13 protein-coding genes are annotated in these 14,483 nt (G+C 36.7%); all 13 read left to right on the forward strand.

What is annotated here, in order from left to right:
- The first annotated feature begins 157 nt into the window (after window positions 1–157).
- The 13 genes from ileS to MOO44_RS06075 all read left to right on the forward strand — a co-directional run bounded on the left by ileS (window position 158) and on the right by MOO44_RS06075 (window position 14,439).
- On the forward strand, window positions 158–2,956 hold the full coding sequence (gene ileS / locus MOO44_RS06015; RefSeq protein ID WP_260116245.1) for an isoleucine--tRNA ligase: 2,799 nt from the start codon (window positions 158–160) through the stop codon (window positions 2,954–2,956).
- A 53-nt stretch (window positions 2,957–3,009) separates the two neighbouring features.
- Window positions 3,010–3,219: a cold-shock protein gene (locus MOO44_RS06020; protein WP_260116246.1), complete on the forward strand. Its 210-nt coding sequence runs from the start codon at window positions 3,010–3,012 to the stop codon at window positions 3,217–3,219.
- 59 nt (window positions 3,220–3,278) lie between these two features.
- Window positions 3,279–3,824, forward strand: coding sequence for an NUDIX hydrolase (locus MOO44_RS06025; protein ID WP_260117311.1), 546 nt, complete (start codon window positions 3,279–3,281; stop codon window positions 3,822–3,824).
- A 6-nt stretch (window positions 3,825–3,830) separates the two neighbouring features.
- On the forward strand, window positions 3,831–4,127 hold the full coding sequence (locus MOO44_RS06030) for a hypothetical protein (RefSeq protein ID WP_260116247.1): 297 nt from the start codon (window positions 3,831–3,833) through the stop codon (window positions 4,125–4,127).
- Between the two features lie 12 nt (window positions 4,128–4,139).
- Window positions 4,140–4,832 carry a 5'-methylthioadenosine/adenosylhomocysteine nucleosidase gene (locus MOO44_RS06035; RefSeq protein WP_260116248.1) on the forward strand — a complete coding sequence of 231 codons (693 nt, stop codon included), beginning with the start codon at window positions 4,140–4,142 and terminating at the stop codon, window positions 4,830–4,832.
- A 17-nt stretch (window positions 4,833–4,849) separates the two neighbouring features.
- The gene (locus tag MOO44_RS06040; protein ID WP_260116249.1) at window positions 4,850–6,004 is read left to right on the forward strand and encodes a cysteine desulfurase family protein; all 1,155 of its coding nucleotides are present in this window, start codon (window positions 4,850–4,852) and stop codon (window positions 6,002–6,004) included.
- Window positions 6,005–6,015: 11 nt separating this feature from the next.
- Window positions 6,016–6,357 carry a hypothetical protein gene (locus tag MOO44_RS06045; protein WP_260116250.1) on the forward strand — a complete coding sequence of 114 codons (342 nt, stop codon included), beginning with the start codon at window positions 6,016–6,018 and terminating at the stop codon, window positions 6,355–6,357.
- Between the two features lie 110 nt (window positions 6,358–6,467).
- Entirely contained in the window at window positions 6,468–7,595 is a 1,128-nt protein-coding gene (gene mnmA / locus MOO44_RS06050) for a tRNA 2-thiouridine(34) synthase MnmA (protein WP_260116251.1), read from the forward strand.
- Between the two features lie 104 nt (window positions 7,596–7,699).
- Window positions 7,700–8,359, forward strand: a complete 660-nt coding sequence (locus tag MOO44_RS06055; protein WP_260116252.1) for a histidine phosphatase family protein — start codon at window positions 7,700–7,702, stop codon at window positions 8,357–8,359.
- 17 nt (window positions 8,360–8,376) lie between these two features.
- Window positions 8,377–9,093 carry a tetratricopeptide repeat protein gene (locus MOO44_RS06060; RefSeq protein WP_260116253.1) on the forward strand — a complete coding sequence of 239 codons (717 nt, stop codon included), beginning with the start codon at window positions 8,377–8,379 and terminating at the stop codon, window positions 9,091–9,093.
- 16 nt (window positions 9,094–9,109) lie between these two features.
- Window positions 9,110–11,617: an SF1B family DNA helicase RecD2 gene (recD2, locus tag MOO44_RS06065; protein ID WP_423802904.1), complete on the forward strand. Its 2,508-nt coding sequence runs from the start codon at window positions 9,110–9,112 to the stop codon at window positions 11,615–11,617.
- Window positions 11,618–11,687: 70 nt separating this feature from the next.
- Window positions 11,688–13,334 (forward strand): peptide ABC transporter substrate-binding protein, encoded by a 1,647-nt coding sequence (locus tag MOO44_RS06070; protein ID WP_260116254.1) that lies wholly within the window; start codon window positions 11,688–11,690, stop codon window positions 13,332–13,334.
- 118 nt (window positions 13,335–13,452) lie between these two features.
- Window positions 13,453–14,439, forward strand: a complete 987-nt coding sequence (locus MOO44_RS06075; RefSeq protein ID WP_260116255.1) for an aldo/keto reductase — start codon at window positions 13,453–13,455, stop codon at window positions 14,437–14,439.
- The last annotated feature ends 44 nt before the right edge of the window (window positions 14,440–14,483 follow it).

The following is a 14,483-nucleotide window of genomic DNA, read 5'->3' on the forward strand; positions in this document are numbered from 1 at the left end:
TAATATTTTCCATCAATCCTGGCTATTTATACATAGTCAATTCAATTATATCAAATAAGAGAATTTATATATTCTAAAATTGGGTGGTACCACGGAAGATTTCGTCCCTTGGATGAAGTCTTTTTTTGTATATAAATCTCAAAAAGGAGCTAATATAATGCGAGTAAAGGATACATTGAATTTAGGTAAGACCAAGTTTAAAATGCGTGGAAACTTACCAGTAAAAGAAGTTGAACGTCAAAATGTGTGGGCTGAAAATAAGGTTTATGAACAACGTCAAAAATTAAATGAGGGTAAGCCAACGTTTGTGCTTCATGATGGACCTCCATATGCTAATGGTGATATTCACATGGGCCATGCGATGAATAAAATCTCTAAAGATTTCATTGTTCGTTATAAATCAATGAATGGATTTAGATCACCATATGTTCCTGGTTGGGATACCCATGGATTACCAATTGAACAAAAATTAACTCAAGCTGGCTATGATCGTAAAAAGATGAGTACTAATGACTTTAGAAAGCTTTGTCATGACTATGCTTTAAAGCAAGTTGATCGACAAAGAACTGAGTTTAAACGGTTAGGGGTTGCTGGTGAATGGGACAATCCATATTTAACCCTTGCTCCTGAATTTGAAGCTGCTGAAATTAGAGTGTTTGGTAAAATGGCTGAAAAGAATCTGATTTACCGTGGATTGAAACCAGTTATTTGGTCATGGTCATCAGAATCAGCATTGGCTGAAGCCGAAGTTGAATATCATGATATTACATCACCATCAGCATTTTATGGGGAACGAGTAGTTGATGGTAAAGGGATTTTGGATGATAACACCTATATGGCCGTTTGGACTACGACGCCATGGACGATTCCAGCATCTGGAGGAATCACTGTTTCCGCCGATTTTGATTATTCAGTTGTTAAACCAGCTGGTGACGATCGTAAGTTTGTGATCGCTACTGATTTATTGGAAAAGGATGCTGAGTTATTTGGTTGGGACAGTTACGAAGTAGTTAAGAATCTTAAGGGTAAGGATCTTGAATACGTTGAAGCTGAACATCCATTTGATCATAGTCGCCGTTTATTAACGATGTTAGGTGATTTCGTTACTCTTGATGCCGGGACTGGATTAGTTCATACGGCACCTGGATTTGGGGACGATGATTACCAAGTTGGGAAGAAGTATGGACTAGACGTTTTCGTTGATGTTGATTCTAAGGGTTATATGACCAAGGAAGCCGGTAAGGATTTTGAAGGGGTCTTCTATGATGATGCAAACGAAATTTCATTAAATAAGTTAAAAGAAGCTAACTTAATGCTAAAATACATGCCAATTGAGCATAGTTATCCATTTGATTGGCGAACTAAGAAACCAGTTATTTACCGGGCCACGACCCAATGGTTTGCATCCGTTGATAAAATTAAGGATCAAATTTTAGCTGCAATTGACGAAGTTAAGTTTAAGCCAGACTGGGGTCAAAAGCGGCTCCACAATATGATTGCAAACCGAAGCGATTGGGTTATCTCTAGACAACGGGTTTGGGGAGTTCCACTTCCAATCTTTTATGGTGAAGACGGAACGCCAATTATTGAAAAAGAAACTGTTGACCACGTTGCTGATTTATTTGGTAAGTATGGTTCTGATGTTTGGTTTGAAAGAGAAGCTAAGGACTTGTTACCAGAAGGCTACACGAATGAACATTCACCAAATGGTAAGTTTACTAAGGAAAATGATATCATGGACGTTTGGTTTGATTCTGGTTCATCACACCAAGGAGTACTAGCAGAGCGTTCTTACCTTACCTACCCTTCTGATATGTACCTAGAAGGTTCAGACCAATACCGTGGTTGGTTTAACTCTAGTTTAATTACTAGTGTGGCGGTATCTGGACATGCTCCTTATAAGCAATTATTATCACAAGGTTTTACCTTGGATGGTGAAGGACATAAGATGAGTAAGTCTCTTGGGAACACAATTGCACCTTCTGAAGTAATTGAAAAGATGGGTGCTGATATTGTTAGAACCTGGGTGACTTCTGTTGATACTTCAGCTGACGTTCGGGTATCGATGGCTAACTTTGTGAAGGTATCAGATAGCTATAAGAAAATTAGAAATACAATTAGATATATGTTAGCTAATACTAGTGACTTCGATCCAAAGGAAAACACGGTCCCATTTGAAAAGATGAGTGCATTGGATCAGTTCATGTTCGTTAAGCTAAATCGATTTGTTGAAGAAGTAAAGGGTTATTACGATCAATACGACTTCTTGGATATTTATAAGACCGTTTTGAAGTTCGTTAATGCAGACCTATCAGCATTCTATTTGGATATTGCGAAGGACATCTTATACATTGATGCTAAGGACAGTGCTTCTAGACGCTCGATGCAAACCGTTGTCTACAAGGTGGTGGTAGCATTAACTAAGTTGCTGACTCCAGTAATGCCACATACGACTGAGGAAGTTTGGCAATTTTTAAAGGAACCAGAAGAATTTGCTCAACTATCAGAAATGCCAGAGGTAGCAAAGGTCGCTAATGAAGATCAATTACTTGCTAACTGGAATCAATTTATGAATCTACGTGAAGATGTTTTGAAGTCACTAGAAAAGGTTCGTGATCAAAAGTTAATTGGAAAAGCTTCAGAAGCTAAGCTAAGCTTATACCTCAACGAAAAGGATCAACAATTACTTCAAGATTTGAACACGAATGTTAAACAAGATTTGTTAGTTTCACAATTAGAAGTTAAGGATTATCAAGAAGCACCATCTGATGCTGATAAGTATGGTGATGATGTTGCAATGACCGTTGAAAAAGCTGAAGGAGATGTTTGTGAACGGTGTCGGCTAACTACTAAGGATGTTGGTAGCGATCCTGATTATCCAGAATTCTGTCAACGTTGTGCTGCAATCGTTAAACAGGAATTTCCTGAAACTGCTAAAGAAGGATTTACTGAATAACCAAAAAGCTGGGAACTTTCCCAGCTTTTTTAATTTAGAAGGGAAATGATGAAATGTTAATTGGAACTGTTACCGAATATGATCAAAAAAGAGGTTTTGGATATATTAAGGAAGCTGATAAGAATAAATTATTCGTTCATTTTTCAGCAATTATTGGTGATGGGTTTAAAACCTTAACCCCTGGTGAAAAGGTTCAATACGTAGTAGTTAATGGTCAAAAGGGCCCGCAAGCTGCTAAGGTCCAACCCATTGAAACCAATTAAATTGCAAAGTTAAATAATTATCGCTAAAATTATAATAGTTAATGAAATGGGTGATAATGATGAACTTAGAGGAAAAAATAATTAAAAGAGAACCTAAATACCATGGTTCAATTATTGATGTAGAAAAACAAATTGTTAAATTACCTAATGGTCAAGAATCTAGTAGGGATATTGTTTACCATGCGAAAGCTGTTGCGGCGCTGGTAATTACCGGTGATAATAAAATGCTAATGGAGACTCAATGGCGGGCACCAGTTCAGGAAGTAACTTTAGAAATTCCAGCTGGAAAGGTTGATTCTAGGGATACGGGCTCATCTAAAGATGCAATGGTTCGTGAGTTGAACGAAGAAGTTCGCTATCGTGCTAAAACATTAAAGCACTTGACCGGCTTTTATACCTCGGTTGGTTTTTCTGATGAATATATGGATCTATACTTAGCGACCGACCTGGAACCAGTTAGTGATGAATTACCACGCGATAAGGGTGAGTATCTGGGCATTAAAGCTTATTCACTAAGTGAAGCTAAGCATCTTTTGGATAGTGGTAAAATAAAGGATGCTAAGACTGCAATGGCTATTTTATACTGGGAATTATTAAGTAAGTAGGTGAATGTGATTAGTAACAATGAACATTCAGATTCAGATTTTATGACTAGAAAACAATATCGTAAAATCAAGGAAAACAACGATAATCTAGATGATTTGGATAGCAGTGCAACTCAGTTTTCATCTGATGAGCCACTTAGTCGGCAACGATTGCGTCAGAATAAATTATGGGAAGATCAAGCAACTAAACAACAAATTGCTGAACAACGCTCAAAACGAATTGCTCACCGCTTGGATACTTTGATTATTTTGCTTGGGATTGGAATTTTAATTGTGTTTTTAGTATTATTTTTTGTAAATTAAGGAGAATTTAAAATGAAATACGGAATTTTATGTGCAATGGATGAAGAAATCAAGAGCCTTCACGACAGTTTAGAAAATGAAGTGAAAAAAACAATTAAGGGAATTGATTTCTTTACCGGAACGATTAATGGAGAATCAGTAGTTTTAGTTAAATCTGGGATTGGTAAGGTTGAGGCAGGAATTACTTCAGTTTTATTAGTGACTGAATTTGATGTTGACATTATTATCAATACTGGTTCAGCAGCTGGAATTGGCAAGGGTCTTTCAGTTGGGGATGTAGTTATTTCTACTGAAACTGCTTACCACGATGCTGATGCTACTGCTGCTGGTTATGAGTATGGACAAGTTCCGGACCAACCTGCGCGCTTTAAAGCGGATCAGTCGTTTGTTAATCAAGTAATGACAGCTGCTCAATCAGTTGGGTTAGAGGCTAAGACAGGTTTAATTGTATCTGGAGATCAATTCATTGCAAGTCAACATCAAATTGACAATATTTTAAACCACTTCCCAGATGCATTATCTAGTGAAATGGAAGGGGCTGCCGTTGGCCAAGTTGCTAATCAATTTCACATTCCATACGTAGTAATTAGGGCAATGTCAGATGTTGGAGATGAAAATGCGGATATGAGTTTTAATGAGTTTGTGGTTGAAGCTGGTAAACGATCTGCTAAAATGATGCTAAACTTCTTACAAAATCAAGATTAACAAGGGGGTTTTTAATTTTGAAAGAAATTTACCTTGATAATGCTGCAACCACGCCAATTGCTGATGAAGTATTAGCTGACATGACTGATAAGTATAAAAATATATTTGGGAATGCGTCCACTCTTTATGGATTGGGACGGGAAGCTCATTCAGTTTTAGAGGATAGCCGACATTTAATTGCTAAAAGCATTAACGCTGATGATAATGAGATTGTGTTTACTAGTGGTGGTTCCGAAAGTGATAATACTGCAATCATTCAAACTGCTGAGGCGCGTCAGTCTCTAGGCAAACACATTATTACGACTGCGATTGAACATGAAGCGGTGTTAAAACCACTTCAATATCTTGAATCAAAAGGTTTTACCGTCACCTATCTTCCAGTTGATGAAAATGGTAATATTTCGTTACAGGATTTAAAGGACGCACTGGATGATGAAACTATTTTGGTAACCATCATGAGTGGGAATAACGAGGTCGGTAGCCGAATGCCCATTCATGAAATCGGTGAGTTACTTAAGGACCACCAAGCTTGGTTTCATACCGATGCAGTGCAAGTCTATGGATTATTAGATGTTGACGTAAAGGCTGATCATATCGACATGCTTTCGACTTCTGCTCATAAAATTAATGGTCCTAAAATGATGGGATTTCTATATCGGCAAAGCGACATCCGTTTTCCTAGTTTTATTAAGGGTGGCGATCAAGAAATGAAACGGCGCGCTGGAACTGAAAATGTTCCCGGAATTTCCGGATTTGCCACTGCCGTATCATTACTGGATTCTACTGAAAAACAACATCGTCAGGACAAATACTACCATTTTAAGAAAATGATTATGGATGGGTTAAACGCTAACGGAATTGACTTTGCAGTTAATGGTCAATTATCCCATGATAATCTAAACCATGTGCTAAACCTTTGGATTAAGGGGATTTCCACTTATGTACTTCAAACTAATCTTGATTTAGCAGGGATTGCTGTTTCTGGTGGATCAGCATGTACTGCTGGTAGCATTGAGCCATCGCATGTGTTAGTCGCAATGTTTGGCAAGCAAAGTCCACGGATTGGCGAATCGATTCGGGTTAGCTTTGGCCACCTTACCACTGAATCAGATATTAATACGTTTATTAATGAAGTAACTAAAATTGTGAATCGTTTAAAAAAGAAATCATAGGAGGTTCTTTAATGGCATTTTCCACTGTAGAAAAATTAGCAGGTGATAGTCGTAAATTTAAGGTTAATCCTGAAATTAAACAGTTCACCATGTTAGATTTAGGATTTAATAAATTGAATAATGGCAGTTTTGTATTAAAACAACCATTAAGTGGCTTTAATCTAAATACTGGCTTTACATTAAAGGTAGCTATAAATAAGGATTTAGATCAACTAAAATTAGCAGTGACCGATGCAAAGGGGCTCAGAAAGGTTGATCTTTTTAAGGGCAATCAGCATCCAGAAGATGTTGAACAGCTAAACTTTCAAATTCAAAATTTAATTTTAAGAAAAGTACTTGCAATTGCAAACTAGCTATATTAATTTGCATTTCTTCTTTTAAGTTAGTAATATATTAATACTGGAAATTGCGACCTTCAAATCGTGGATTATCAGAAATCTAAGGAAATGATGGTGATAGATAAATGACCGATAATAGTAAAATTCGGGTTGTCGTTGGAATGAGTGGCGGAGTGGACTCTTCAGTTACTGCCTACGTTCTAAAGCAACAAGGATATGATGTTGTTGGAGTTTTTATGAAAAATTGGGATGATACCGATGAAAATGGGGTCTGTACAGCAACTGAAGATTATAAAGATGTTGCTAAAGTGGCTTCACAAATTGGGATTCCATATTACTCCGTTAATTTTGAAAAAGAATATTGGGACCGGGTATTTACCTACTTTTTGGATGAATACAAAAAGGGCCGGACTCCAGATCCAGATGTAATTTGTAATAAAGAAATTAAATTTCGGGCGTTTTTAGATTATGCTTTGGAATTAGGTGCCGACTACATTGCAACTGGTCACTATGCTCAATTATATCGTGATGAAGCTGGTCACAATCACTTACTTCGTGCTGTTGATTCAAATAAGGATCAAACTTATTTCTTGAGTCAACTTTCTGCTGAACAATTAGACCAGGTAATGTTTCCACTCGGGGGGATGATTAAGCCCCAAGTTCGTAAAATTGCTAGGGAGGCAAACTTAGCAGTTGCTGACAAGAAGGATTCTGTTGGAATTTGTTTTATTGGTGAGAAGAATTTTAAGACCTTTTTGGGCCAATACCTCCCTGCAACTCCCGGTAAGATGATGACTTTTGATGGTGAAGAAAAGGGAACGCATGCCGGCCTAATGTATTACACAATTGGTCAACGGAAGGGCCTTGGAATTGGTGGTGATGGTAAGGATAATCGTCCGTGGTTCGTAGTTGGTAAGGACATGTCCAAGAATATATTATACGTTGGCAAGGGTTACGAAAATGAGCATCTCTATGCTGATTATTTGGATGCTTCCGATGCCTTTTGGGTTAACGATATTGCTGAACGGGGCAGTGAGTTCCACTGTACTGCAAAGTTTAGATATCGACAAAAAGACTGCGGAGTTACTGTTAAGGTAAGTGCCGATCAAAAACAAATCCGGGTTATCTTTGATGAACCAGCCAGGGCAGTTACTCCTGGACAAGCAGTCGTTTTATATGATGGCAAGGAATGTTTAGGATCAGCAGTAATTGATGCGGCCTATCAAAATCAGGAAGAATTACAGTACATTTAAATCTCATTAAACACCATGCGTTAGTATGGTGTTTTTATTTTTCTATAATCCAGTTTATAATAAGTAACAGACACTAATAAAATTGTAAATAACGGGGTAAAACAATGAAAATTTATTTTATTCGACATGGTAAAACTGAATGGAATTTAGAGAGTCGCTACCAAGGCGCAGGTGGTGATTCACCATTATTAAAAACAAGTTATCAAGAAATGGATCAACTAGCTGCCTTTTTTAGGGCAGTTAAATTTGAGCATGTTTTTGCAAGTCCAATTAAACGGGCCCGGATTACTGCAGAACGAATTCGTCATCAGTTAGAAGTGGTTCCAGAGATTAGCCTATGGAATCGATTGGAAGAATTCCACTTAGGAAAAATGGAAGGGCAAAAATTTACCGATGTTCAAAAACAATTTCCTGAGCAGTTCAATAACTTTCGTGAACATCCTGAAAAATATGATAACCATGAAATTGGTGGGGAAACTTTTCAACAGGTGGTTGCTAGGATTATTCCAGCAGTAGAAATGATCACTAGTGATTATCCAAGAGATGATCAAAAAGTGATGATTGTTAGCCATGGAGCAGCTTTAAATGCTTTGATTAATTCGCTACTGGGTGAAAAATTGGCTGATTTGCGGAAACGTGGTGGGTTATCTAATACTAGTACTACGATTTTGGAAACCAAGGACCAGGGACAGACATTTAGCTTAGTTAAATGGAATGATACACAGTATCTATCGAGAAAGTTAGATTCTACTGATACAATCTAAATTAGGAAGTGATAATGATGAGTGATAAACAAACTGGGAATCAAGAACACCAAGAACAAGTAGCTAAGCAAAGGGAAGCTAAGCAGAAAAAGGCTGACGAGACTCTTCATAAATTAGTTCAAGATATCGATGATCACCCCCATGATTACCGAACTTATTATGATTTAGGAACTTTTTTAGTTCAATTACGTAATTATAATCAAGCTGAGGAACTATTGATGAAGGCAATGGGGTTATTTGCTGATCGAAGTAAGAAGGCCAAAAATACTTTAATTTACGGTCTTGGAAATGTTTACTATGCGGCAGGTGAATATGACAAAGCAATTCAACAATTTAATCAAATTGATGATCAAAAACTTAAGTTTGATTCGTATATTATGGTAGCCCAAAGTTATATGTCTAAAAAGAACTATAAACGTGCGGTCGTATTTGCATTAACTGCTCAAGGAATGCGGCGACAAGATCCATCTGTTAACTGGATTTTGGGCAGTAGTTTATTGGCGTTAGGTAACTTTAGCGAAGCGGCACAATTTTTTGATATTATGTTACAAAATGACACTAATAATGGAAAAGCCAATTTTGACCGTGGAATTATCGCAATGGTTCTTGGAGAACCATTTGATGACTATTTTGCTAAAGCAAAAAAATACGATCGTGCATATTTTGATAAGGGACAGAGTCGGTTAAAAGACATTGAAAAGTTTATTCAGATTCAAAAGGGCAAACGCGACTAATTATAAATAAATCATTATGGGGGAATTTAGTTTGGACCAATCAATGGATCTATTTAATGATGATCATTCGACTGCAAATGATCATCAGTTATTTGTGGTCGGCAGTATCCGAGCAATTTTTTTTGAAAGTCAAGATAATTTCTATAAGGTCCTATCAGTGCAAATCAAAGAACGTAACTTTGATTGGGATGCGGATGAGATTGTATTAGTGGGTAGTTTTGGCGATGTTGATCAGGATACGGAATATCGCTTTTATGGCAAACTAGTTGATCATTATAAGTATGGGAAGCAATTCAGTGTTGATCATTATGAAAGCGAGACTCCTACAACAGCTAAGGGGTTGACTGCCTACTTAGCTAGTGATGACTTTCCTGGAATTGGTGCTAAAACTGCTGAAAAAATCGTTACAATGCTAGGTACGGACTTAATCCCTAAAATATTAAATGATTCAAGCGTTTTGGATCCAATTGGATTATCTGCAAAACAAAAGAAGACACTAGTTTCGGGAGTTCAAAACCATGATGGGGTTGAACAAATTATCATTGGGCTAAATGGTTATGGATTTGGAAGCAACTTATCAGCTAAAATTTATAATTGCTATAAGGAAAAGACCCTCTCGATCATTAAGGAGAATCCTTATCAATTAGTTGAAGATATCAATGGAATTAGTTTTAAAAAAGCAGATCGAATTGCTAGTGAATTAGGTTTTGAAAATAATTCACCTGGACGACTACGGGCAGGAATCATGACTGCGTTAGATAAGCTAGCTTTAAGTAATGGTGGCACCTATACTAATGTACGTTCACTGGTTTTGGAGTCATTGGAATTATTGAATGGTAGTCGTGATGGATCAATTGGCGCGAATGAACTAGGTAAGCAAGTGGTTGCCTTAGCGCGTGAACAAAAAATTGTTGGCGAGGATAATCGAGTTTACCTTAAAAAATTATATGATGCAGAATGGGAAATTGCTGATAATTTAAATCGCCTGAATAAGGCTGGGGATGATACTCAAGCAACCTCAGATGAACAGGTGGATAAAATGATTAACCGGATTGAATTAGAAAATCAGATTGATTATGATGAATCGCAAATTAACGCTCTTAAAATGGCAATGAAATCATCGGTCTTTTTACTGACTGGTGGTCCTGGAACCGGAAAAACCACGATTATTAAGGGGATTTTATCTCTATATGCAAAAATAAATGACTTATCACTATCAATTAAGGATTATGATGAATCACCATACCCATTCTTATTAGCAGCGCCCACTGGACGTGCAGCCAAACGGATGCGAGAAACCACTGGTGCAGAAGCTAGCACGATTCATAAGTTATTAGGCCTTAACATTAATAACGAATCGCAGGATGATGATTTTGAAAGTCGTGAAGTCACTGGACAAATTTTAATTATTGATGAAATGTCAATGGTTGACACCTATTTATTTAGGACGCTAATTAAAGCGATTCCAGAGCATATGAAAGTGATTTTGGTTGGCGATCGAGATCAGTTACCTTCCGTTGGGCCTGGTCAAGTATTTAGTGACCTTCTGGAATCTCAGACATTACCTAGCTTAGAGTTAAATACCATTCACAGGCAAGATGATAAGTCTACAATTATTGAATTAGCACATGAAATCAAAAATGGTCGGTTACCAAGTGATTTTACCACTAATCAATCTGATCGCAGTTTTATTGAGTGCAATGCAAAACAAGTGCAATCAGTAATTAAGCAGGTAATTGGGCGTGCACATCAACGGGGATTTAAGTCGACTGAATTACAGGTGTTAGCACCGATGTATAAGGGCCCCATCGGCGTTAATAACTTAAACCAAATTGTCCAAGCAATTATGAATCCAAAGACCAGTCCGGATCAAAAGGAAGTAACGTTTAGGGATGTTAATTATCGAATTGGTGACAAAGTCTTACAACTAGTTAATAGTCCTGAAAATAACGTATTTAATGGTGATATTGGTTTAATTACTAGTATTATTACTGATGGTAAAAATAGTAGTCATGATAAGTTGGTGGTAGCATTTGATGATGCAGAAGTTACCTATCAAAGACGTGACTGGATCCAAATTACCCTGGCTTATTGTACAACCATTCATAAAGCCCAGGGAAGTGAATTTAAGATGGTTTTATTGCCAATTGTTCCGCAATATACAAGAATGTTAAGAAGGAATTTATTATATACAGCAATTACCCGAGCATCTAAATTACTGGTATTAGCAGGCGATATTAATTCGTTCAAACGATGTGTTCAAGATCCAGGAACTAGAAGAAATACTAGTTTAGCTGAACGCCTAATAGTGATAATTAAAGGGAGTCAACATGACCCAATTAGTAATCATCATGAAACTAAAGTTAATGAACAAGCAGATCGAAACAATCTAGATGTTAATAATGGGCAACTCCATAAAAACAATCAATCTGAACAGATGGTTTTGACGAACGAATTATTAAATAGTCATTCTATTGATCCAATGATTGGTATGACAGGAATTAGTCCAGATCAATTTAACTAATGATTGAAAAAATAAGTCGTGTGTTATATGATTATACTTGTTTATAATAAGTAATAAGGGATGAGAATACATGGATAAATTGAGTAATCGAATCAAGACGATTGCAATTAGTTTGACTATTCCATTAACGGCTGTTTTATTAACTGCTTGTGGTCAAAATAACTCAACTAATAACAATAGAACGACTTTAAACTTAAGTTATTCTACTCCGATTTCCACAATGGATAATTCAAAGGCAAACGATTCTGCTAGTTTGACAATGTTGAATCATACTGGGGATGGGTTGTATCGTAATGGCAAGAATGGTGAATCAATTCCTGCATTGGCAGTTAAGAAAACCGTTTCTAAGGATGGTTTAACTTATACATTTGATTTACGGAAGAATGTTGAATGGAGTGACGGAACCAAGGTCACTGCAAAGGACTTTGTTTATGCTTGGCGAAGGACAGCTAATCCAAAGACAGCAGCTCAGTATGGATATCTGTATAGTCAAATTCATAACTACAAGGCAATTCAAAGTGGTAAGTTAAATCCGGATTCATTAGGCGTTAAGGCAGATGGCGACTATAAGTTAGTGGTTAAGTTAGATAAACCAGTCCCTTACTTTACTAAGTTACTAGCCTTTCCTGTCTTTTTCCCACAGGAACAAAAAGTGGTTGAAAAATATGGAAGTAAGTATGGGACGAATAGTTCCACGATTACTTCTGATGGTCCATTTATATTAAAGGATTGGAATGGGACTGGAGATACCTGGAAATTAGTTAAAAATAATCGTTACTGGGATAAGAAGAATGTCCATTTAAAGGATATTAATATTCAAGTTAGCACTGATCCATCGACAACTTTGAAGTTATTCCAACAAAATAAATTGGATTCAACTCCATTGAATGGGACCCAGGTTGCTAACTATCGTCATAATAAGGCATTTAGATCATATATCGGTGGTTCTACCGTTTACATGCTAACGAATGAGAAAAAGCTTAGTATCTTTAAGAATGCTGATGCTAGAAGGGCGCTTTCACTAGCAATCAACCGAAAGAATTTGGTATCAAACGTATTACGGGATGGTTCCATTACACCAGCTGGATTTATTCCAAGTGTTTTAAATGATTTTAAGATCAAGGGCACAAATGAGAACTTTAAACAGGCTGCTGCATATCCACAGGGAGTTGCTTACGACCTACCAAAGGCGAAGGAACTATGGAAGCAAGCCCTTGCGCAAAGTGGTAAGAAGAAGCTAACCGTTAATTTAATGACTGATGATGATTACACTACAAAACAGGTTGCTGAGTTTTTACAAGCTCAACTACAGAAGTTACCTGGATTAAAGGTTAATTTAAATAACATCCCTAATAAAGTCCGGATGAGTCGTCAAGATAGTGGTAATTTTGATATTGTCCTTACTAAATGGGGAGCTGATTTCAATGACCCAACTAACTTCTTAGATTTACTGACATCTGATAGTACCTTTAACTTTGGTAAGTGGAGTAACTCAGAATATGATCAATTAATGAACAAGGCTAATAATCAAGATGCTAATAATCCTAAGCAACGGGCTTATGATATGGCAAATGCTGAAAAGATTCTAATGAAGGATCAAGGAGTTATTCCGGTGTACGAACCCGCTACTACTGAATTATGGAATCCAAACGTTAAGGGATACGTCTGGAGTCCAACTGGAATGAGTCGTAACTGGAAGGGAATTTCAATTAAATAGTTACTAAATTAAGGATTGTCAAACTGGCAGTCCTTTTTTAGTTTGAATTTCTTGACTGGTTTTATAAACCACCTTATCATTTATTTAGATAATTTAATTTCAAACTAGGAGTGAGTTTATGTATAAAGCAAGCGATAATCGTTACGATAATGTTCATGTAAGAAGAGCTGGTAATTCTGGACTACAGTTACCTGCATTATCATTTGGAATGTGGCATAGTTTTGGTGATGATGCTAATTTTAAAGATAGTGAAGCAGCAATGTTAGCTGCTTTTGATCGGGGCATTTTTAGTTTTGATTTGGCTAATAACTATGGACCAGGATCAGGTGCTGCTGAAAGAATGTTTGGGCAGGTCTATCGGGCAGATTTAAAACCATATCGAGATGAATTAATCATTACTACTAAAGCTGGTTATCATATGTGGCCAGGAGTATATGGTTCATTTTCATCTAAAAAAACGTTAGTTGCTGCTCTCGACCGTAGTTTAAAGCGGATGGGTCTTGACTACGTTGATATTTACTATAGCCATCGTTTTGACCCAAATACGAGCCTTGAGGAAACTGCTGAAGCGCTTGATGGAATCGTTAGAGCAGGAAAGGCACTATACATCGGAATCTCTAATTACTATAGTAAAGAGGAACAAGAAATTATGAAGTACTTTAAAGAACTTCATACTCCATTTGTAGTTAATCAAATGTCTTATAATCTTCTTAACCGTGAAATTGAAAACGATGGGACAATTGATGCACTTAGCAATGCTCAAAAGGGATTAGTTGCTTACGGTCCACTTGCCGAAGGATTACTAACTGATAAATACTTGAATGGCATTCCGGATTCGATTCACTTGCATAGCACGAATAACTTTTTAGTTAAAAATGGGACTGAAAGTGCCGTGAAGCGAATTAATGCTTTAAATGAAATTGCTAAAAATAGAAATCAAAGTTTAGCTCAAATGAGTTTAGCATGGTTATTAAATAATCCTAATGTTACTAGTGTAATTACTGGGGTATCTAAGATTAATCACTTGGAATCAAATTTAAAGGCATTGGATAATCTTTCATTTACTGCTGACGAATTAACAGCAATTGATAAAATTACTAAATAAAAAGATAATATTTGTATTATTACTTTCAAAGAACAGCGAATAGC

This window comes from Nicoliella spurrieriana, assembly GCF_023380205.1.
GTDB classification, from domain to species: Bacteria; Bacillota; Bacilli; order Lactobacillales; family Lactobacillaceae; genus Nicoliella; species Nicoliella spurrieriana.